We start from the raw sequence: 21,503 nt of genomic DNA, 5'->3' as shown, positions 1-21,503 counted from the left end.
CAACATTCGTTGGCTACAGTGCTATCTTAGGGCGTAACTGTGCAGCAAAAACGGAAGAACTATGAATAAAATGTGCAGAGAAGCTTCAAGTTGTAGTGTCGGGGAAGTCGTCTTCGTAGCGGTAGCCCACTCCGTAAATGGATTTAATCACATCTTGATTGGGCCTTACCGCGTGTAATTTACGGCGTAGGTTTTTGATATGGCTGTCTACCGTGCGGTCGGTGACCACGCGGTGATCGTCGTAGATTAAGTCCAGTAGCTGCTGGCGCGAATAGATCTTACCGGGGGTTTTGGTAAATTGAGCAAAAATGCGGAATTCGACGGGGGTAAGCTCTAACAACACGCCGTCTAGCTTAGCGGTGTAGGTCTTTTCGTTGATGTAGACAGCGCTGTTAAGGGCGTTGTCTTTCGTGCTGTTTTTTTGATGGCGTCGTAACACGGCCTTAACGCGTGCCACGACTTCGCGGGGGCTGTAGGGCTTGCAAATGTAGTCGTCCGCGCCCAGCTCTAGGCCCAATAGCCGATCCAGCTCTTCGACTTTGGCCGTGACCATAATAATAGGTAGGTCACTGTGTTGGCGTATTTCTTTACAGACGCTTAGGCCGTCTTTGCCCGGTAGCATTAAGTCGAGCAACACCAAATCGGGTTGGTGGTCTTGAATGGCCGCTTGCACTTTATTGCCATCACTGACGGCGACGGTTTGAAAGTGCTCAGACTGTAAGTACAAGCTTAGCAAGTCTACAAGTTTGGGTTCGTCTTCAACGATAAGAATGGTAGGGTTCATTTTTGCTGATGTCGAGGGAGAACAATACGTAATTGAAGTCCGCCTAAGGGCGAGCTGGCTGCGCTGATACGACCGCGATGCGCGTGAATAATACGTTGGCAAAGGGCTAAGCCAAGACCTGCGCCGCCTTGGGCTCGATTGCGCGAGCGATCAACGCGATACAAGCGCTCGAAAATTCGCTCTTGATCATCGGCGGTGACGCCGGGTGCGCTGTCATCAATCGTAATGTATACGTGGTGGGTGTCGTGGTGGCAGTGTAATTGTAGCTGGCCGGGGGTATCGGTGTAGCGTAGGGAGTTCTCTAGAATATTGGTGAACACTTGGGTGAGACGTAGCGCGTCGCCGTAGACCTTAAGCTGGCCTTCGCAGTTAAGGGTGGCATGAATACCTGCCGCGCGAAAACGAGGGCTGATGGTTTCGTAGCATCGATGAATGATCGTAGCCACGTCGGTTTGGTCGTCAAAGTCATAATGCAGGGCACCCGCGTCAGCCAGAGACAGCACGTATAAGTCGTTAATTAGTTGGTTTAAATGTACGATTTCTTGTTTTAACGATTGCAGCGTTTCAGGGGTGGGCTGGCGTAGGCCATCCAGTAAGGCTTCGATTTCGCCTTGTAAGACGGCAAGGGGGGTGCGTAGTTCGTGCGAGATGTCGGCAACCAATGCCATTCGTAGCTTTTCGTTGGCTTCTAAGGCGCTGGCTAAGGCATTAAAGTCATTGGCTAGCTGGCCAAGTTCGTCGCTGCTGTTCGTGACAATGCGAATGGCGTAGTCGCCGGCGGCCAATTGATGTGTGGCTTGGCCGATACGGCGTATGGGGTGCAGTAAACGGCGGGCCAGTATGTAGCTAACCAAGGCGGCGAGTAATACGCACAGCATCACAATGGACCATGTGGCTGAAAGCTGCTGAGCTTGAAAACGACGCTCGGCATTGGCATCCAGAAAATGGGCTTTTGGGGTAGGGGCGATCAGGCTGGCTACGGTTTTTCCATCGATTTCGAGCGGGTAATGTTGTACGTTAACTTCGTCTTTAGAGAAGTTACCCGCAATCAGCTCACCGTGTTGGTCAAGTAGGGCGGTGCGTGGCGTGGCTGCCGGACGACGTGGGGGGCGTCCCGTGCCGTCGAATTGAGGTTGGCTGATAGCGCGCAAAGTACGCCACCACTGAGAGCGGTCGTCACGCATGAAGTCCCAATTGCTTCCGAACTCGATATAGTCTTCAATCAGCAGTTGCGATAAAGATTCAATTCGCTGTTGTTCGCGCTCTTCAATGTAACTAACGAAACCGCGCTCGAAGCTCCAACGTACGGCAAAACCCATGGCTAACACCACCAGTATCGATGTGGTCAGTATGGCCAAGAATAATTTTAAAAACAGATTAAAACGCATAGGCTTCCAACAGCAGGTGGGTGATTGTAGTATGGAGTTTAACGAAGCTAATTTCTAAATGCTTTTCCATTTAGTAAAGGTGCCAATGCGATGACAAACACCACAGTCAGTTCTCAGCAGCTTGCGTTATTAATAGCACAGCGGCGTAGTGTTCGAGATTTTAAAGAAGAAGCGATCACGCTTGAGCAAGTGTTGGATATTTTAAATGCGGGTCAAGGTATTACCGGCGACGAGGGCTTACGGGCTGCCCCTTCAGCACATCGTTTGTACCCCCTTCAGTTGCAAGTGATTGCTCGAAATGTCGTGGGGCTGGAGCCGGCGATGTACGTCTATCACCCTGAAAGCCACGAGCTTGTCAGTGTAGGGGGCTTGCCGGCTGAAGGCGATTTGTTGGACGCCTCGTTGGCCAGTGATTTTTGGCTTGAAGACGCGCCCTGTGTGGTGGTGATTGCCGCCCAGTCGAAGAAAGCGCTTGAGCATTTCAGTGCACAAGACAGTGAAGGCCAACAGCGGGGCCAGCGTTATGTAGACTTTGAGGCGGGTGCCGTCTCACAGACTATGCATTTGCAAGCCTTGTGCCATCAGTTAGGGGCCATTGTAGTGATGGGCATCGACGAGCAAGCACTTAAGCAGACCTTACAGTTTGCTGAGGATGTAGACGCAGTCGCTGCTGTGTGCGTGGGCCATGCGGCTGAAAGTTAACCACATGGGTATTACGCTTTGGCGACAGAGCCCAGCGCTTGTTCGCGAATGGGTAGGTTGGCGATGGCGGCGATGGCAGCCAATAGCATGTCGGCATACCACATCCACGAAAAATCGCCGAAGCGGCTAATGGCGATGCCCCCTAACCAGGCGCCCAGAAAACCACCAATTTGATGTGATAACAGCGTTAAACCAAATAATGTGGCCAAGTATCGCGTACCAAACAGCTTTGCCACTACCGAGGCGGTGGGTGGTACGGTGGCAAGCCAGGTAAAGCCCAAGCCGGCGGCAAAGACATAAAAAACCCACTCGGTAGGTGGCATCATTAAATACCACGCGATCAGTAGCACACGCGAGCCGTACATGAAAGCCAATACGTACTTGCTTCGGTATCGACTAATAGCCGAGCCGGCGTAAATACTGCCCACAATATTGGCAAGCCCGATGACCGCGAGCGACCAACTGGCAACACTGGGTGGTAAACCACACAGGTCAATTTCACCGGGTAAGTGCGTAACCAAAAAAGCGATGTGAAAGCCGCAGGTAAAAAAGCCTACATTCAAGAGCCAGAAGCTTCGGTCTTTCATGGCTTCGGAAACGGCGGCGCCCAGTCGTTGGGGTGGAGCGTGATTGGGTGAAGCGGCGTGAGTAGGAGCACTTTTCGCACCACGTAGGCGCCACACCAGAGGCAGGGTCGCTAAGGCCGCAAGTGCCATGGCCCACATCGCACCCATCCAGCCCAGCGTTTGAATTAGCTTTTGCAGCACGGGGGCGAACACAAATTGCCCAAAAGATCCCCCTGCATTAATCACGCCCGAGGCTTCACCCCGAGATTCAGCCGGTATGCGATTCGCGGCAGCACCAATAAGGGTAGAAAAACTGCTCGCCCCTGAACCCATCGACACCATGAGGCCGACTGTTACGGTCAGCCCAAAACCGCTGCCAATCATAGGCGTTAATAGACAACCCAAAGCCAGCACCACTAGGCCCGCAACCAAAACGCGACCGGGTCCGTATCGGTCAGCCACGGCTCCAGCAATGGGTTGTATGGCTCCCCACGTTAATTGGCCAATCGCCAACGCTAAGCTAATGGTAGTGATACCCAAGCCGGTGGTACTGTTCATTGGGCTAATAAATAAGCCCATGGATTGCCGTATGCCCATTGTGACCATGAGCACGCCAGCGGCCGCTAATGTGATGACCATGACATCAGGACGGCGCAGCGTTTTAAACATGTTTAAGCCCTTATTAAGAGGGCACAATTATCTGCATAAAGTGACGTGTAGGCAATGGGTAATTAACGGTTGCTCTGCGGTGTGAGACGACGCTGTCGAGAAAAAATGTTTCAATAAATTGGCTGGGTTTTTTGTCTGTGTCGTATTCGGGTGTTACCCTTTAATGAAACTGGCGACACACTTTCTGTGTCGCTTATTTTTTGAACCTGATCAAAAGTGAGCACGTCCATGACTGGAAATGCGGCCCCCCTTACACGTAGTCATCAGTTTGCACGACGAGCCTTTGCGCTCGTTTTTTTTATGTGTCTGAGTGCACTGTTTTTTACTGGAAGTGTGCAGGCGCAACAGCCTGCGGAGTCAACCGAAACGACGGCAGCGGCCGAAGGCTCTCAGTATGATGTGCTGGCTGATTTGCTCGCCGATGAGCAAACTCGCGATCAACTGGTCAAGCAATTGCGGACGCTGGCTGCGCAAGAAGAGGGCGGCGCCGTGGCGACTGAGAGCCCTGAGCCAGAGCAGGCATCACCATGGGCAACAGCGGAGGTGTCCAATGCCATCGCCGTAAAGCTGCAAGATTTTGCGCTGAGCCTACGTAGTGATATACGCCAAAGTTGGCAGGTGTTGAGCACCTTAGGTGATGAGGACTCGCGCTCGGCTCGCGCATTAACGCGATCACAGCCCGCTTTAATTAGCTTGTTGATCACGATCATCGCCACATTTATTGTTTATTTTTTGTGCCGTGTGCCCGCGCAAAGCGCCTTTGCACGATTGAATGTATGGGCCTCCAGACCGCGACCTTTGCCTTCTGGTGAGGTGGAAACCGTTGAGGGTACTCCGGTAGTGAAGGAAAAACCCACGTCGACGTTTAAACGTTTTAAGCACCGACCCAAACGTTTTGGCACGAAGTTTTTGGCTGTGTTGGGTGCCTTAGTGGTGGACGTGGCGGTAACGGCCGTTGCTGCCTTAGCCGGCTATGTGGTGGTGCTGGGTAGTGGTGCATCGGCACAGCAAGGCAGCATTTTTGCAATGCAGTTCTTAATGGCTTTTGTGACGATTGAAGTGGTGAAAGCCTTTAGTCGCGGCGTGTTTGCGACACGCTATGAGCAACTGCGCTTATTGCCCATGAGCACCGACAACGCCAGTTATTGGAATCGCTGGATCGTGATGTTGGTCAGCGTGGTGGGTTATGGTTTGCTGGTGGTAGTGCCCGTATTAAAGGCGATTCTGTCGCCATCAGTCGGTCAGCTTTTTGGTGTGATCTTAATGCTTGCGGTGTACGTTTACGCGGTAGGCGTGGTGTGGAGAAACCGCAAGTCGGTTAGCGAGGAACTGACACGTAACGCCGAGCAAGCCAATACAGCCGTTTTTGGCACATTAATGCGTATCGCAGCACGCAGTTGGGCGTGGTTGGCGCTGGCGTATCTAACGGTATTGCTAGTGGTTAGCTTGGCTGATCAACAGCATGCATTGTCTTTCATGGGTCGTGCGAGTTTGCAAACTTTATTGGCCGTGTTGGCTGGGGCGTTTTTGTCCATGTTGTTGCAATCGTGGATGGGGCGGCGTTTGCATTTAGGCGAGCGATGGAACCACGCTTTCCCCTTGCTTGAGCAACGCTTGAACTCCTACATTCCGGCCACACTAAAAGTCATACGTGTGATGGTGTTGATTGTCGTTGCGTTGGTGGTGCTTGATGCCTGGCGTGTGTTTGATTTAAGTCTATGGTTAAGTTCAGACAAGGGGCAGGCGGCGATTAATACGATTCTTCGTGTGGCCGTCGTGTTGTTGATCGCCGCAGCAACCTGGACCATTTTAGCCAGTGTCATTGAGCATCGCTTAACAAATGCCAAAGGCCTGCGACTTCCTACCGAACGCGAAAAAACCTTGTTAATGCTGTTCAGAAATGCTTTGGCTATTTTAATCAGCACCATGACGGCGTTGGTTGTGCTGTCACAAATCGGTATTGATATCGCGCCTTTAATTGCCGGGGCAGGGGTAGTGGGCTTAGCCATTGGTTTTGGAGCACAAAAACTGGTTCAAGACGTAATCACCGGTATTTTTATTCAACTTGAAAACGGCTTGAATCAGAACGATGTGGTAGAACTGGTCGGGCTTTTTGGCACGGTAGAGAAGCTAACGATTCGTTCGGTCGTGATTCGCACCCTTGATGGCGGCTATCATCTGATTCCCTTCTCATCCATCGATAAGGTCAGTAATCACACCCGTGATTTTGGTTACCACTATGGCGAATACCTTATTGGCTTACGCGAGTCGGTCGACGAGGTTATTGCGCAAATGCATCTGGCCTTCGAGGCCCTTAAGCAAGACCCTGAGGTGGCTGACGCCATCATCGACGACATCTCTATCCCCGGTGTCACCTCGATTAATCAGCAAGGGTATAGCATTCGCGTACTCATCAAAACCACGCCCGGTATGCAGTGGGCTGTACAACGTAGCTTTAATCGTCTGATCAAAATGTACTTTGATGCGGCGGGTATTGAATTGCCATACCCTCACACAGTGCTACATTTTGGACGCGATAAAGACGGCGTGGCACAGCCGGTGGACATGCGTATGGTTGACGCCGTGGCGCATCGTGAAAGCCAAATCGAACCGGCACCAGGGCAAACAATGCGACCCTTGCCGGATGCGAGTTAACGCGTTAGTGAATCGATATGCGACCAGACAGTAAGTGATGCGGTCTGGTCGCTGCAGGACTTACTGCTCCGTAGCGCTAAGCAACGCATAAATAGAGTCAATGACGTCGGCGTGTACGCTACGTGCATGACGATAAAGGCCGAGCTGCATGGTCATGCTGGAAACTTTAGGCGTTAAATTCACCAGTACGCCGGCTTGCAATTCAGCTTCAATCAGGCTTAACGGTAACCAAGCCATCCCGAGTCCGGCTCTGACCATCTCTTTTACGCCGGCTAAAAAAACGGATTCGTGAATGATTTCTACGGTGTGCCGTTGCTTTAACTGCGTCATCAAGCCGTCCATTGCGCGTCCCAGATGGCTGTCTGGCGGAAAGGCCAGCACTTTCACTCGTTCTTGCCGGCTTCGCCCATGAAGGGGTTTGCCGTCAGCGCTGGGGGCGCTAACCGGTACAAAGGTCTCAGTGCCTAAGGATAGTCGGGCAGCGGAAGGGATCAAGTTCAATAACGGGTCATGCGTTTCTTCTATACATAGCAATAAGTCAGCCTGTCCGCGCATGAATAGCGCGACGCATTCGTCTCGGTTTTCAGAGCGTACATTAAAATCCACATCGATATCGAGTTCGGCTTCAATACGGCGTAGTATGGTGGGTAAGCGTGTGATGGTAAGCGAGTGCTGCGTGGTGAATACCAGCCGTACAGCGCCGCTTGATTCGGCGCGAATACGTGCTCGAAGTTGCGTCATGTCGTGAAGTAAGGCCCGAAATTCAGGAACATAGCGCTGCGCGACGGCGGTGAGTTGTACCGGCTGTTTATGGCGCTCGATCAGTTCTACGCCAAGCCAATCTTCAAGTAAGCGTATACGTCTTGAAAAGGCAGGTTGGGTGACTCGACGCTGTATCGCTGCACGAGAGAACGTACCGTACTCGACTAAAGCGAGAAAATCGTCGATCCATTCTTTTTTCATCTGATTTCTACCTATGCAAAAATAACATAACCTCGTTAAAATATAGCATTGGTCACAGATATGTCTTAACCCCTAAGATAGGTTTTTAATCAATCTGGAGTGGTGGTTATGAATCTTGCTCGTTTTCCACGGGTTCGGCTGGGTCACTTTCCCACCCCGTTTGAGTTTCTTCCTAATTTGACCCGCCTGCTTGATGGGCCCAACATCTACATCAAGCGAGACGACTGCACGGGCTTGGCGACAGGCGGAAACAAGACACGTAAGCTCGAGTTTCTGGTGGCCGATGCGCAGAAGCAGGGCGCAGATGTGCTGATCACGCAAGGTGCAGTGCAATCTAATCATGCTCGCCAAACCATTGCGGCCGCGGCCGTTGTTGGCATGAAGTGCAAAATTCTGCTCGAAGAGCGCGTACAAAACGCACCAGAAGACTATGCAGAATCGGGCAACGTTATTCTTGATCGACTGCTGGGTGGCGACATCGCGGCGCGACTTCCCGCAGGCACCGACATGGCAAAAGCCATGGAAGACTTAGCCGACGAGTTGCGGGCCCAAGGGCATACTCCTTATATTATTCCTGGTGGTGGATCGAATCCGATTGGCGCCCTTGGTTATGTGGCTTGCGCGCAAGAGCTTTTACAACAAAGCTTCGAGACGGGGGTGCAAATCGACCACGTCGTGCATGCTACGGGTAGTGCTGGTACACAGGCCGGTCTGGTCGTGGGTCTTGCGGCGTCCAACAGTCAAGTTCCGGTTTATGGCATTGGTGTTAGGGCCGCTAAAGCCCAACAAGAAGAGAACGTGTGGAAATTGGCTCAAGCTACGTTGGATTACATGGGGCTAGCGTCTTCGGCATTGAATCGTTCTGATGTGGTCGCCAACACCGATTACGTGGGTGACGGTTATGGGGTTGCAACCGATGCCATGATTGAAGCTATTACCTTAGCGGCACAAACTGATGCCATTTTATTGGACCCAGTGTATTCGGGTAAAGGGATGGCAGGGCTGATTGATTTGATTCGTAAAGGTCACTTTAAAAAAGGTGAGAACGTCGTTTTTATTCACACAGGAGGAGCAGTAGGGCTATACGCATATCGGCATTTATTTGAGCAGTAGCAGTGACTTTGTTCCGGCATGATTATTAAAACAAGGGCAAAGTCGTTAATCCTTATGGAGACAAGCCATGCACAAAATCATTTTTTCCGGTGCGGCAGCTTTTGCACTAACCACCACCATGTTGGCAGCACCTGCTTATGCAGACGGTAGGCTAGAGAAAATTAAATCGACTGGGGAAATCGCCCTAGGTCACCGTGACACATCTATTCCATTTTCTTACCTCGATGACAAGCAAAACGCCATTGGTTATTCCTTGGATATTTGCTATGGCGTGGTCGAAGCCCTAAAAGAAAAGCTGGAGATGGACAAGATCGGTATTAAGTATGTGCCGGTCACGTCTTCAACGCGTATTCCTTTAGTCGCGAATGGCACGGTGGACTTAAACTGCGGCTCATCAACGAATACCGTAGAGCGTCAGGTGCAGGTGGCCTTTGCCCCTACCACCTTTGTGACAGCCACCCGGTTCTTAGCAAAGAAATCATCTAATTTAAGTACGCTAGACGACTTCAAAGGTAAAACCATTGTGTCGACGGCGGGCACCAGTAACATACGCTGGGCCACAGGTGCTAACGACAGTCAAAACCTAAACATGAATATTATTCCAACCAAAGATCATGCGGAGGCATTTTTGACGGTGGAAAACGGACGTGCGCTTGCGTTCTTCATGGATGATATCTTGCTGGCAGGTTTGGTCGCGACTTCACGTAATCCAGACGAGTGGATGATCAGTGAAGAGGCTTACACCATTGAGCCCTATGCCATCATGCAGCCTAAGAATGACCCAGAGTTTAAGAAAGTGGTGGATGATGCCATTATTGCCATGATGGAAAATGGCAAAATCGAAGAGCTTTACAAAAAATGGTTTGAATCGCCTATTCCTCCTAAAAACGTGAATCTGAACTTGCCCATGAGCGAATCGCTGAAGCGCGCGTTGGCAGATCCTAGTGATTCAGCAGACCCCGAACGTTATAAATAAATCGGTATAACGAGTTTCGCGGCAAGGTACTGCGAAGCAAAGGGTAGGACCAGCCCCCTTATTTCGTTAAGGGGCTGGTCTGGCCGGAGGTAGGCAATGAATTATTTTTGGAATTGGTCCATCTTTTTTGAACCTTCTCCCTATGGCAATTTGTATATTTACACCTTGCTAAACGGGTTGGTGTGGACGATATTTACGGCGCTGCTCTCGTGGGCCTTAGCCTTGACGGTGGGCACGATCGTTGGGGTGGCGAGAACTACCTCAAGTAAATGGCTGCGCGGGTTAGGTACCGCTTACGTCGAGTTTTTCCGTAATATCCCGTTGTTAGTGCAAATGTTTTTATGGTATTTCGTCGTGCCCGAAGTGCTTCCGGGTACCTTGGGCGATGCCATGAAGCAAATACCGCCACCGTGGGGAATTTTCTTACCCGCTTTTTTATGTTTGGGCTTCTACACGGCGTCGCGTGTGGCCGAGCAGGTTCGGGCCGGTATTGAGTCGTTGCCCGTGGGGCAACGCATGGCAGGCACCGCATTAGGATTACGTCAGCCTCAGGTGTATCGCTACGTATTATTGCCTGCCTCGTTTCGGATTATTCTCCCGCCGTTAACCTCCGAGTTGCTAAACCTAATTAAAAACACCTCTGTGGCTTTTACCATTGGTCTGATGGAGCTTGTGGGGGCGGCACGCTCTATGCAAGAGTTCAGCTTTCAGGTCTTTGAAACCTTTGCGGCGGCAACTTCCCTTTACCTGCTACTGAATTTGCTTGTGGTTATCGGCACCACATGGCTTGAGCGACACGTTGCGGTTCCCGGTTTTATGGGAACGTCGGCATCGTCTAAGACAAAGGCTTCTGCTTCAGCTGCCGTGAAAGAGGTGACGCCATGAACGAATTCGACTTTGATGTGATCGAGCGTTCTCTAGGTTATTTGTTCAGAGAAGGGATGATGTTTACCTTAAAGCTGACGGCGTTATCTGCGACTGGGGGCATCATCTTAGGGACGCTATTAGCCCTGTGTCGTTTGTCTAAAATTCCGCTGCTTTCCAGTGTGTCGGGCGCGTACGTTAACTTATTGCGTGCCTTACCCTTAATTCTTGTGATCTTTTGGTTTTACTTTTTGGTCCCCTACATCGGAGCGTGGCTGATCGGTTCGAGTCGACCCGTTGCTGTGGGTGGTTTTACGTCGGCATTAATCACCTTTACGATTTTCGAAGCGGCCTATTATTGTGAAATTATGCGCTCAGGAATCTTATCGGTTCCGCAGTCGCAAACGGCGGCAGCCAAAGCGCTGGGGCTGAATAAAGTACAAATCATGTGCAGTGTTGTGCTGCCTCAGGCTTTCAGAAACATGGCGCCGGTCTTGTTGACGCAAACCATTGTGTTATTTCAGGATACGTCGTTGGTTTATGTGTTGTCGTTAACGGATTTCTTAGGCGCAGCGGTCAAGGTGGCGCAGCGTGATGGACGCCTACTTGAGATGTATCTTTTTACGGCGCTTGTTTATTTTGTGATCTGCTACTGCGCTTCGCAACTGGTGCGTTATTTGCAGCGTCGCACATCCATTGTTAGATAAAGTTTAGCCACACGGCTAAGCGCGTTTCACATCAATAATTACAGTGGTGACTGAATGATTGAACTCAAGAATGTCAGCAAGTGGTATGGAACCACCAAGGTGCTAGATGCCTGCACAACCACGGTCTCTAATGGCGAGGTGGTGGTGATTTGTGGCCCTTCTGGATCGGGGAAATCCACCTTGATTAAGGTGGTGAATGGTTTAGAGCCTTTTCAGGAGGGTGAGGTAACGGTAGAGGGGGTTTCAGTAGGAGACCCTAAAACCGATTTGACCAAGCTACGCGCCAAAATTGGTATGGTGTTTCAAAGCTTCGAGCTATTCCCCCATTTATCGGTGATGCGTAACCTTATCCTCGCGCAGGTTAAGGTGTTGAGACGCAGTGAGAAAGATGCCGTCGCTCGTGCACACACCTTACTTGAGCGGGTAGGGTTGATCGACCATAAAGACAAATACCCAGGGCAGCTTTCAGGCGGGCAGCAGCAGCGCGTGGCCATTGCACGTGCCTTGGCGATGGATCCGGTCGCCATGTTGTTTGATGAACCTACCTCGGCACTGGACCCCGAAATGGTTAACGAAGTGCTGGACGTTATTGTGGATTTGGCTCGGGACGGCATGACCATGATGGTCGTAACGCACGAAATGGGCTTTGCGCGTAAGGTGGCTGATCGAGTTATTTTTATGGACGTAGGAAAAATCGTCGAAGACTGTAGCAAAGAGGATTTCTTTGAAAACATGTCAGAACGGTCCGAGCGAGCTCAGCATTTCTTATCCAAGATACTGTCTTACTAAGTTGGGCATAGCGCACTTCCTTGCCTAAGGCAGGCGTCTTTACGGGTGCATTGATCAACTGACTTTTTGATAAAGGTTCGTGATGGAAAGCGCTGATTTCAGTGGACGTTTTTTAGGGGTGCTTGGGGGCATGGGCCCTTTGGCTGGCGCTACGTTCATGACACGACTGACCTTATTAACGCCGGCAGTGATCGATCAAGAGCATATGCCCGCCATTCTTTGGAGCGATCCGCGCGTGCCGGGGCGTCCGGCAGCGTATGCAAATCAGGGTGAAGACCCCTTGCCGTGGATGCTTAATGGTATCAACCATCTTGAAGCCGCGGGGGCACAATGTATTGTGATCCCGTGTAACACCGCTCACTTATGGTTTGATGCTTTGGTTCAGCAAGCACGAGTGCCCATTTTGCATATCGTCGACGCTGTAATTAACAACTTGCGTCAGCAGGGTGTGTATGACGGTCCTGTTGGGTTGTTGGCGACGGCGGTTACGGTAGAGTTTCAGTTGTACCAACCGCTGCTTGAAGCTCAGGGTTATGAGTGCGTGCTACTTAAGCCATCAGAAATGGCTGATTACTGCACGGTGCCTATTGAGTTAGTAAAAAGAAACCAGATTGAAGCGGCGTATCAGGCGCTTGCGCCGGGTATTCGTTTACTGTGTGAGCGAGGAGGGGCGCAGGCCGTCATTTTGGGGTGCACGGAACTACCGCTGGCGTTGGCACAACCGTTACGAGGGCAGTGGGGCGTGCCCATCGTTGATTCCATCGATGCACTGGCGCTTGCTGCCATTCAGTGGTGGAGCGACGAGAACCGTTAACGACTACACCCGCCACCAGTACAGTTACGATGCTTGTGCGCGTCGTTTTGCTGCAGCGGCGTCCTGCCATTGTTTGCGTAATGGGTCAGGTAAGCGCTCGCGGAAGCGGTAAACGTAAGCGCGTTCACACGAAATAGTGTGGCTAAAGAAAGAGGCATCCTCTAGGACAAGGCTGGCTATTTTCTCAGGGCATTGTTGGTAATGTTCATGTGCTAAGTCGTCTGACTGGGGGGCGTCAATCGCGAACATCATGCCATATACGGTATTGCGCAGCGTGTTACGGCGAGAGCTAGAAAGCAGCTGTTGAAGCGGACGCTGTAGACTTTCATATTTTAATAACGCATAGCTTTGACGAACATGCACCGGCACCACAGTAGACTCGGCTCCGGTTTCGTCGTTTTTAGGCTGCCAAGCCAAGGTGTAATGGGCCAGTAGTTGATAAACCAGATAGTCGTCAACGTTATCCGGGCCCCAGTCTCCCGCCAAAAAGCGTCGTGCAGCCTCGTACTGGTAGGCTTGGGTGACTTTGTAGTCAAGCTCATAACGCCACTTCACATCGCACTCGGCTAAACACTCTTGTATGGCATCAAGGTCGTTCTCGGCCAAACGAGATTGCATGGATGTGCTCCATTCTGTAGCGATTCTCTTGGTTTTGGCGTCGCTGGCCGCATCGGAGAAAAGAGCGGCCGGGCCCAGAATAGGGGCGGCAAGAATCATGCCACCCAGTAGCATGGCATCGCAGCTTTTACTGTTCGAGCTAGATAAGATATTGCAATTCGAGGCGCAACCGCTAAGCATTGTGAGGGTTGCGATGGCTAATAGGCCGGATCGTATTTTGGTTCTCATGAGAGCCTCATTTAGCGAGATCGTATTGCCATTGCAAGGGTTCATCGTTGCTGTACCAATTTCCTTTAGTCCAGTATAAGTGGCTACTACGTGGCGATAAGCCCATAACACCTAAATAGCCGGGAATGGCCAGTTGGTGCCAGTTTCGGCCACCATCACGAGTGTAGAAATGAGCATCGGTATCGATGTCGGCAGCTTCATCAGAAAAAGGTATCAGTAATCTCGGCACGATGGTCCTTCCCCATTGGCTGATCACTTGGTAATCGCCGTTGCTCCAGAAGTAACGTGTGGAGGTATTGTCCGTGGCTAACCAGCTCGGCAAGATCGATGGCGTGGGTTGGCGGTCTACCCATTCGCCGCTGTCAGGATCAAGCCTGACCAGCCATTCTCCTTCGTTATCGTGCATAATCGCGAAGCTACGTCCGTCGGCCGAGCTGTGCAAATGAGCAATGCTTGTATCGGGCTGGCGAACGACCCGTTTGACTTCCCATTGGCTATTGGGGCTAGAGCGAGTTAGCTCGGCACGACTGTTGATTAGGAAGCGATGACCCTCTTCGCCTAGGTAATACCACGTGCGTTCTGAAACCCATGCGTAGGCGCGTTGATCGTCAACTTGAACGACGAATCGCTGCAGATTCATCTCTCGACCGCTGGAAAATTTAGCGTCGGGTTCGCCCGTTATGTCGGACAAATAAGCGTCTGACACTACCAAGGCTTCTGGGCTGACTATCTCGGTCGACGTTTTGCCTTGATCAGCAGAGTAAAACAAGGCTGTGGGCTGAGGATTAGCATCCGAGCTATCGTGCGATACGGTACCCCATGCCCACACCTCGTGGTCAGACGCAAAAATAGGTTTTACATTCCACGCTAATTGCTGCGCTTCGCTCATAAAGCCAGATTCTAGCCATTCCCATGTGCTGCCCTGATCGGTAGACCTGAAAACGGCGGTTTGCATAGGTTCTGAATACCTTTCCGTTGCGGGACGACGAATGCCGGTGAACAGGTATAGCGTTTCAGAAACGGGTGAAACGACCATGCACGTGACGTCGGGAATTGCCGCCGTGATCGTAAATGTGCCGTCGTCTTGCAGTAACGCCAGAGTCGTGAGAGTAGGGCGTGAGCCGAAGAAGCCAAAGCCTTGTGATCTCGCATTTTCGTCGTTGCTGTTGAGCAGTTGGCTTAAATCGGGGACGTCTTCGGGTACATACGAAGCGGAATCGAGGCTGTCGTCGTTGCGGCCGATTAGCCATGTACCATGGCTGGTTTCAACGACCCCTGTGCACCATTGCTCCGTGCTACGCCAATGGGAGTCCCCGAGCACACCCGTCACGGCAAAGCCTGGCTTCGCACCGGCCAGACCGAGGTTGGTGCGGGTGAGCGTCCAAACTACATAAGAAGGAACGGCCGCACACAGCAATAACACGGCTAGAGCAGCATTCCAACGTTTGGGCGCTATCCGAAATTGACGACTAATAAGACATAGCAGTACGAAGGCGCTGAAATTCAGAGCGATGATAAAGGGGATGCCATTTTCCGGCGAGTAGCTAAACTCGCGTACCAGCGACTCAATGAAAGAAGGTTGTAGCCAACTGATCAACCAGACTAGCGCTAAGAAAAGCAAACTTGTCAGTAAATAAGAGGCCATGCCGGCAAAAAATGAGGGGATTTTCCGTGTAGGGATAGGGGGGTTAGCCGTTGAGTAACGACGACAATACACATAGGCGGCAAGCGTGCAGACCAGTGCTGCTAATACAATTTGACTTAATGCCAGAAGCAGCCCTATGTCGTTGAGCGCTTCCAACGGTAGATGCGCACCCGACTGTTCTACCGCCCACGGCCACAGCCCCAAGTATGTAAGCTGTACAAATGCGGTGTGTAAACCCAAGCAACCCAGTAAAAAACTTGCAAAAACGGAAGCTTGCTGCAGAGGCAATGCAGTCGTCGTGTGTTGGGCGACTTGAGTTGGTTTTTGTACCCATTGGAAATGGATCCAAACGGGAATGGCTGCCCATAACGGGGTGCTCAAGTACAAGGCAGTGCTTAGAAGCCAGTGTGACCTTATCAGTGCAACAGGGAGCTCATCCATCCAGTTTGCTCCCTTCTGGGCCGCCAACACCGGTTCGACCACGATACCTTGTAGATAAAGCAAAAATTGATGGCGAACGGCATATACCCAGATCATGCTGATTATGATAAACAGCAACCAACGGCCTACGCTGGAACGTTGTACTACCCAGGGTTTACGACGTAAAAACCAAGCGCTGAAGAGAAACACCAGCAGCACTTCGAAGATGAGTACAGGCAGTAGGGCAAGGACTTGCTGGAAAGCCCAAGGCACATTAAATACCTGCACTGGCAAAATAGGATAAGCATGGCGCAGCCAAATGCTGTGGTTTTCAATCAGATAGAAAAAAAACGCATCAGGCAGCGTATTGGCGGCAATCAAAAACAGATCGGGAACGCAACGAACCAAAAAATAGAGTAAAGCAAGCGTAATGGCGTAGCGTTTAGTCAGGAGGGATTCGGCAGTAGGCATCGTCTCAGATCATCAGTTGTAGGCCACGTCGCATTATTGCCGATTACTGGTTTTGGTGCACCTGTCAGGGCACATCTCGTGTGAATTTATAGCCAGCGCTGATTACGCCATGTCCGCTGTGCCTCGGTATTTAAAAACGTCCATGCAATGAATCGGCTTTTCTTCTGTCCTTGGGCCATCTCTATGACGCGCACGTCAAAGGCGTTAACTTTTTCTAAGGTATGCAGCAAACTGGGTAAATTAGATTCTTTGGATACCAAGGTGCTAAACCAAAATACTTGGCTACGCACGCTTGTACTCTCTTCTATCATGCGACGCACAAAGTGTGCTTCGCCTCCCTCGCACCACAGCTCATTACTTTGGCCGCCAAAATTCAGTACGGGCGTTTTTTGTTTGGATACAGCCTTAGTTAAACCACGCCATTTACGCTGAGTGCTACGCGACGCTTCTTCTTGAGAACTATGAAAGGGTGGGTTGCACAGCGTAAGGTCAAAATAGTCGTTGGCACTTAAGATACCTTGGAAAATATGGTTGTGCGATCGTTGCTGACGTAATTTGATTGCCGTGGATAAGCCTTGATTGGCGTGAATAATACGTCGCGCCGACGTTAGCGCAACAGCGTCGATGTCCGAGCCTAGAAAGTGCCATCCATATTCAGCGTGGCCAATTAACGGATAGATGGCGTTTGCTCCCACGCCAATATCGAGTGCGCGCACTGTGGCACCACAGGGAATGACCCCCGCATTGTTACTACTCAGTAAGTCGGCTAGATAGTGCACATAGTCGGCACGCCCAGGAATAGGAGGGCACAAGTAGTTGGCAGGAATATCCCAATCCTGAATGTCGTAAAAAGTCCTTAACAAGGCGCGATTGAGAGTCTTAACCGCAGCTGGGTCGGCGAAATTGATGCTTTGGTCACCATACGGATTCAAGAAGACAAAAGCGGCCAGCTCGGGTGTGTCGTTGATGAGACGGCTAAAGTCGTAACGGCCTTGATGGCGGTTACGCGGGTGAAGTAAGGCTGGTGCCTTGGCAGAGGGTGCGGGTGATTTAGAAATGGAATTGCCTGTTGAAAAAAGCAAACGTTGCGTCTGTAGATTCGTTTCAAAACTTGCCAGAACGTATGCTTGAACTTAATGCTGGTATGGCTTCGCGCAATGGTACACGGTTTACATGGGCCGATGTGGGTACCCATACCCACTGTTAGAACAAAGCAGCATTTAAACGTTGTTTCTCTATTTTTTAGATAGGGTTTCCTCTTAATTATTATTAAATGTAATTATACGTTAGTCGTTCATTCTTAACTTCAAGAGAGTCATAGTAATGTTCCGAATAAAACGGATCTCATCGGTCGTTGTTTTAATTATCCTGCCCACGATGGCACAAGCTCAAGCACCGGGTTTTTTTGCTGGGTTAGATACATCGGTTGGCATAGCACATGGGTCATCTGATACATCAGATGGCGGCGGATTTGGGGGAGGAGGCATTGTAAAAGACGTAAAATTCGGAAATGCGGCTGGGATAGGAGCTCATGCAGGCTACCAGTTCGATCGCAATTTATCTGGTTTTGTTAGCTATCAACACGTCCGAGGGGACATTGATTGGGCAGCAGAGTTTCCTGGGTTCGGGCAACGCTTGGATTTTTCAGGAAAAGCAACCAGCAATGCTATTTTGGTAAATTTAGCTTATGGTTGGAACGTTTCAGATGCAACGACAGTTCGAGCAACCGCAGGTGTAGGCGCTACACATAATAAACTCTCTAACGTCACAGAAACCTTTCATGGGGCTTTTGTATCTGATGTGGAAAAACATACTAAGCTAAGCCCTATGGTGCAAGTAGGGGCTTCTTTACAGCATCAGTTATCAACTAACGCAGTATTAGGCCTAAATGCCATGGTGGCGTATACGGGCGGCTTTCGCACAGGAAATACAAGAAAAGGGAACTTAGGGGTATCAGAGATAAACCCATATGAAATTGACGATGTGTGGCGCGCCAGTTTAGGTGTTTCACTAAACGTTAGGTTTTAGCTTTATTGCTTTAAGCGGTTATATCTTTCAAGTTAATGGTTTAAGGCCGCTTTCGGCCTATTGTGTTGAAAAACTCGATTCTTAATCTCGGAATTCAGATTTTAAAAAAATGACCCTCCAGAATCGCGCATATGCCACGATCGCCTATCAAGCAAGGGGTAAAGCACCCCATCGGGTGGCTCAAAAACCGTTCGTTTGGAGTTTTTCAACACAATAGGCCAAAAGCTGTCACTCGCTTTTCGAGCAGAAAAGGCCGTAACCCGGTCTTAACAAAAAGGAGATAGTTCGTGAGAACACCCGATTACCCAAGCGCAGATGCCAATAAATGGACAACAGTGGATGAATATTTTTCTGAACTCTTAGCCCCTCAAGACGATGCACTGGCAAACGCTTTAGTGGTGAATGCTGAGGCAGGTATGCCAACACACGATGTATCAGCGGTTCAGGGAAAGTTCTTAGCGTTGCTGGTGAAATTAACAAGTGCTAAGCGGGTGCTCGAAATCGGCTCCCTTGGTGGGTACAGCACTATCTGGATGGCGAGAGCATTGCAGCCTGAAGGCTGCATTACCTCTATTGAGCTAGACCCAATGCGGGCGAAGATCGCATTCGAGAACTGCAAGGCGGCTGGATGTAGCGACAAGGTTGATATTCGAGTTGGCGCAGCGTCGGAGGTCTTACCTGAACTTCACGCCCCCTTTGACCTCATCTTTATTGATGCGGACAAACCGAATAACCCAGTTTATCTCGAATGGGCTTTAAAACTTGCACGTCCTGGCTCAGTCATTATCGGGGACAACGTGGTGAGAGGGGGTGCAGTGATAGAGAAAAACAGCACCGATGCAAGTGTCCTTGGTGTTCGAAGGTTTGCCGAAATGCTGTCTAAGGATGAGCGCCTAGACAGTACAGCACTGCAGACAGTGGGAGAAAAAGGCTGGGACGGTTTCACGCTTTCCGTGGTCAAAGGCTAATCATGTCCTGCGCTTAATGGAGCCTCAATCATTTGAGCTGGCAATCCAGTTGAGTGACTGCAACGGGTTGAATCTGCAGTCAGAAAGCTTGCCCCTACGCTAAGCTACGCCCTTACAGGTTGGTGATTGAGACTGTTTGAGGCATCCTAAGGCCATATCTATCCACTATGGAGATGGCCAACCCCGTGAGGCGTCGTCGCAACACTGACCGTCTCAGGTTGTCTCGCATCCGGCGCCGGAAATTTCGGACACAGTTTGGACACGAGAGCAAAATGAGGGGATAAGAAACAGAAAAAGGCTTAGCGAGTGATCGCTAAGCCCTTGATATTCTTTGGTGGCGCATCCCTGATTCGAACAGGGGACCTGCGGATTATGATTCCGTCGCTCTAACCTGCTGAGCTAATGCGCCAAGAACGTTACTATAGCACGATTAAATTTAAGAAATCAAGACTATTTAGGCCTTTTTGTATGCTGTTTTTAGGCTCTACGTTCTGGCTCTTAAAAAGCAATGTTATTACAAAGGCTTAGCGACATCTCGCGTCATGATTTGTGTTCAATGCATTGCTAAAGAAGACCGCTTATGCCTTTCGGGTGTCGCATCTTTATCGTATTACGATGGATTTTGGCTTTGGCATTCGGAACTTAAGGTTAAACCCGTACAATGAGGGCTGTGTGCTTTGCTGCCTTGTGGGAGTAGGGCATGAATTGTGGCTTATCTCGTTTGGCTTTTTTTTATTTATGTCATCTCAATCTTTTAGCAGTTTACCGCTTTCACATTCATTGCAGAGCAATTTGGCCCAACTGGGTTTTAGCGAGATGACGCCGATCCAGGCTGAAAGCTTGCCGTTTATTCTTGAGGGTCGAGACCTCATTGCTCAAGCTAAAACGGGGAGTGGTAAAACCGCTGCCTTTGGTTTGGGTATTTTGCATAAGCTGCGGCCTGCTCGTTTTTCGATACAAGCCTTGGTGCTGTGTCCCACTCGAGAACTGGCCGGGCAGGTAGCTGAAGAATTGCGCCGTCTGGCTCGCGCCGAGAACAATATTAAGGTGTTGACCATTACCGGTGGTGTGCCCATGCAGCGTCAGATTGATTCCTTGGCGCATGGGGTGCATATTGTGGTGGGGACACCAGGGCGTGTGTTAGACCACATACGTCGTGGAACCATTGACTTGTCGCCAGTTGAAACCTTGGTGTTAGACGAAGCCGATCGCATGATTGATATGGGTTTTTACGACGACATGCGCGAAGTGGTAGCAGCGTGTCCACCCCGTCGCCAAAGTTTGCTGTTTTCGGCTACCTACCCAGAGACCATCCGTAAAGACTCTGCGCATTTCTTGACGGATGCGATTGAGGTTAAGGTGGAGTCATTAGTGCGCGGGTCGCAAATTGAGCAGTTGTTTTTTGATGTGGATCCGACAGAACGCTACGAAGCAACGGCGCGTTTATTAAGTCATTATCAGCCCGAGTCGGCCTTGGCGTTTTGTAATACCAAGGCGCAGTGTGATGGCTTAGCGCATTACCTAACGTCCTTAGGCTTTAGCGCGTTAACCTTGCACGGCGATTTAGAACAACGGGATCGTGACGAGGTGCTAATACAGTTCGCAAACGGTAGTTGCACCGTGTTGGTGGCCACCGATGTGGCGGCACGAGGTTTAGATATTTCGTCGCTCGCGGCGGTCATTAATGTCGAGCTACCACGCGACCCAGAAGTGTATATTCACCGCATTGGGCGCACCGGTAGAGCACAAGAAAAAGGTTTGGCGCTTAGTTTAAGTACCCATTTCGATAGCCAAATTGAAGAGCTCGTTCAACAGTATCAACAAAAAGGCTTGCAGCGTGCCAAGTTGCGTTCGTTGCGTGATGTGGCCAAACGGCCTGAGCCAGCACCCATGGTAACCGTGGTGATTCTGGGTGGTAAGAAAGATAAATTACGTCCGGCGGATATCTTAGGTGCCTTCACAGGCGATGGTGGGCTGACGCGTGATCAAGTCGGAAAGATCAATATTGGCGTGGTGGTTAGCCATGTCGCCCTTGATCGGCGGGTAGCCAAAGAGGCGGTGAATCGTTTGTTACAACACGGCATTAAAACTAAACGCTTCAGAATGCATCTAATCAGTGGCTAAGCTTTTTCAAG

At 50.5% G+C, this 21,503-nt stretch carries 18 protein-coding genes and 1 tRNA gene; 11 read left to right on the top strand and 8 right to left on the bottom strand.

What is annotated here, in order from left to right; translation table 11 throughout:
• Positions 1–85 precede the first annotated feature (85 nt).
• Both AC2UZI_RS09585 and AC2UZI_RS09580 read right to left on the bottom strand, forming a co-directional pair.
• Complete coding sequence (locus AC2UZI_RS09585) at positions 86–784, bottom strand: response regulator (protein ID WP_486943576.1); 699 nt, start codon at positions 782–784, stop codon at positions 86–88.
• Positions 781–2,172: an ATP-binding protein gene (locus tag AC2UZI_RS09580; protein ID WP_486943575.1), complete on the bottom strand. Its 1,392-nt coding sequence runs from the start codon at positions 2,170–2,172 to the stop codon at positions 781–783. Before AC2UZI_RS09580 ends, AC2UZI_RS09585 begins: the two co-directional genes overlap by 4 nt.
• 90 nt (positions 2,173–2,262) lie before the next feature.
• Between AC2UZI_RS09580 and AC2UZI_RS09575 the strand changes: the two genes are divergently transcribed.
• The gene (locus AC2UZI_RS09575; RefSeq protein WP_486943574.1) at positions 2,263–2,874 is read left to right on the top strand and encodes a SagB/ThcOx family dehydrogenase; all 612 of its coding nucleotides are present in this window, start codon (positions 2,263–2,265) and stop codon (positions 2,872–2,874) included.
• Positions 2,875–2,885: 11 nt separating this feature from the next.
• Here AC2UZI_RS09575 and AC2UZI_RS09570 read toward each other — a convergent pair whose 3' ends face one another.
• On the bottom strand, positions 2,886–4,109 hold the full coding sequence (locus AC2UZI_RS09570) for an MFS transporter (RefSeq protein WP_486943573.1): 1,224 nt from the start codon (positions 4,107–4,109) through the stop codon (positions 2,886–2,888).
• 228 nt (positions 4,110–4,337) lie between these two features.
• On the opposite strand from AC2UZI_RS09570, the gene AC2UZI_RS09565 reads away from it, so the two are divergent.
• Positions 4,338–6,764, top strand: a complete 2,427-nt coding sequence (locus AC2UZI_RS09565) for a mechanosensitive ion channel domain-containing protein (protein WP_486943572.1) — start codon at positions 4,338–4,340, stop codon at positions 6,762–6,764.
• A 60-nt stretch (positions 6,765–6,824) separates the two neighbouring features.
• Here the strand turns inward: AC2UZI_RS09565 and AC2UZI_RS09560 are convergent, their stop codons facing one another.
• A complete protein-coding gene (locus tag AC2UZI_RS09560) occupies positions 6,825–7,727 on the bottom strand; it encodes a LysR family transcriptional regulator (protein ID WP_486943571.1) in 903 nt (300 codons plus the stop codon).
• A 108-nt stretch (positions 7,728–7,835) separates the two neighbouring features.
• Here AC2UZI_RS09560 and cuyA point away from each other — a divergent pair, with 108 nt between their 5' ends.
• From cuyA to cuyB, 6 genes are all read left to right on the top strand, one after another.
• A complete protein-coding gene (cuyA, locus tag AC2UZI_RS09555; protein WP_486943570.1) occupies positions 7,836–8,840 on the top strand; it encodes a D-cysteate sulfo-lyase in 1,005 nt (334 codons plus the stop codon).
• 67 nt (positions 8,841–8,907) lie between these two features.
• The gene (locus tag AC2UZI_RS09550; RefSeq protein ID WP_486943569.1) at positions 8,908–9,816 is read left to right on the top strand and encodes an amino acid ABC transporter substrate-binding protein; all 909 of its coding nucleotides are present in this window, start codon (positions 8,908–8,910) and stop codon (positions 9,814–9,816) included.
• 96 nt (positions 9,817–9,912) lie between these two features.
• On the top strand, positions 9,913–10,701 hold the full coding sequence (locus AC2UZI_RS09545; protein WP_486943568.1) for an amino acid ABC transporter permease: 789 nt from the start codon (positions 9,913–9,915) through the stop codon (positions 10,699–10,701).
• Positions 10,698–11,387: an amino acid ABC transporter permease gene (locus AC2UZI_RS09540; protein ID WP_486943567.1), complete on the top strand. Its 690-nt coding sequence runs from the start codon at positions 10,698–10,700 to the stop codon at positions 11,385–11,387. Before AC2UZI_RS09545 ends, AC2UZI_RS09540 begins: the two co-directional genes overlap by 4 nt.
• Before the next feature lie 54 nt (positions 11,388–11,441).
• Positions 11,442–12,176, top strand: a complete 735-nt coding sequence (locus AC2UZI_RS09535) for an amino acid ABC transporter ATP-binding protein (protein WP_486943566.1) — start codon at positions 11,442–11,444, stop codon at positions 12,174–12,176.
• Positions 12,177–12,258: 82 nt separating this feature from the next.
• Entirely contained in the window at positions 12,259–12,990 is a 732-nt protein-coding gene (cuyB, locus tag AC2UZI_RS09530) for a cysteate racemase (RefSeq protein WP_486943565.1), read from the top strand.
• Positions 12,991–13,014: 24 nt separating this feature from the next.
• Here cuyB and AC2UZI_RS09525 read toward each other — a convergent pair whose 3' ends face one another.
• The 3 genes from AC2UZI_RS09525 to rlmF all read right to left on the bottom strand — a co-directional run bounded on the left by AC2UZI_RS09525 (position 13,015) and on the right by rlmF (position 17,454).
• Positions 13,015–13,836 (bottom strand): hypothetical protein, encoded by an 822-nt coding sequence (locus tag AC2UZI_RS09525; protein WP_486943564.1) that lies wholly within the window; start codon positions 13,834–13,836, stop codon positions 13,015–13,017.
• 7 nt (positions 13,837–13,843) lie between these two features.
• Complete coding sequence (locus AC2UZI_RS09520) at positions 13,844–16,372, bottom strand: hypothetical protein (protein WP_486943563.1); 2,529 nt, start codon at positions 16,370–16,372, stop codon at positions 13,844–13,846.
• Between the two features lie 86 nt (positions 16,373–16,458).
• Positions 16,459–17,454 (bottom strand): 23S rRNA (adenine(1618)-N(6))-methyltransferase RlmF, encoded by a 996-nt coding sequence (gene rlmF, locus AC2UZI_RS09515; RefSeq protein ID WP_486943562.1) that lies wholly within the window; start codon positions 17,452–17,454, stop codon positions 16,459–16,461.
• 241 nt (positions 17,455–17,695) lie between these two features.
• Between rlmF and AC2UZI_RS09510 the strand changes: the two genes are divergently transcribed.
• Positions 17,696–18,400 carry an autotransporter domain-containing protein gene (locus AC2UZI_RS09510; RefSeq protein WP_486943561.1) on the top strand — a complete coding sequence of 235 codons (705 nt, stop codon included), beginning with the start codon at positions 17,696–17,698 and terminating at the stop codon, positions 18,398–18,400.
• A gap of 287 nt (positions 18,401–18,687) precedes the next feature.
• Positions 18,688–19,368: an O-methyltransferase gene (locus AC2UZI_RS09505; RefSeq protein ID WP_486943560.1), complete on the top strand. Its 681-nt coding sequence runs from the start codon at positions 18,688–18,690 to the stop codon at positions 19,366–19,368.
• 332 nt (positions 19,369–19,700) lie between these two features.
• Here the strand turns inward: AC2UZI_RS09505 and AC2UZI_RS09500 are convergent.
• Positions 19,701–19,777 (bottom strand) — tRNA-Met (locus AC2UZI_RS09500).
• 329 nt (positions 19,778–20,106) lie between these two features.
• Between AC2UZI_RS09500 and dbpA the strand changes: the two genes are divergently transcribed.
• Positions 20,107–21,492, top strand: coding sequence for an ATP-dependent RNA helicase DbpA (gene dbpA / locus AC2UZI_RS09495; RefSeq protein WP_486943559.1), 1,386 nt, complete (start codon positions 20,107–20,109; stop codon positions 21,490–21,492).
• Positions 21,493–21,503: the final 11 nt, after the last annotated feature.

This window comes from Paenalcaligenes sp. DL 463, from assembly GCF_057475185.1.
This window is presented reverse-complemented; position numbering and strand designations above follow the sequence as displayed.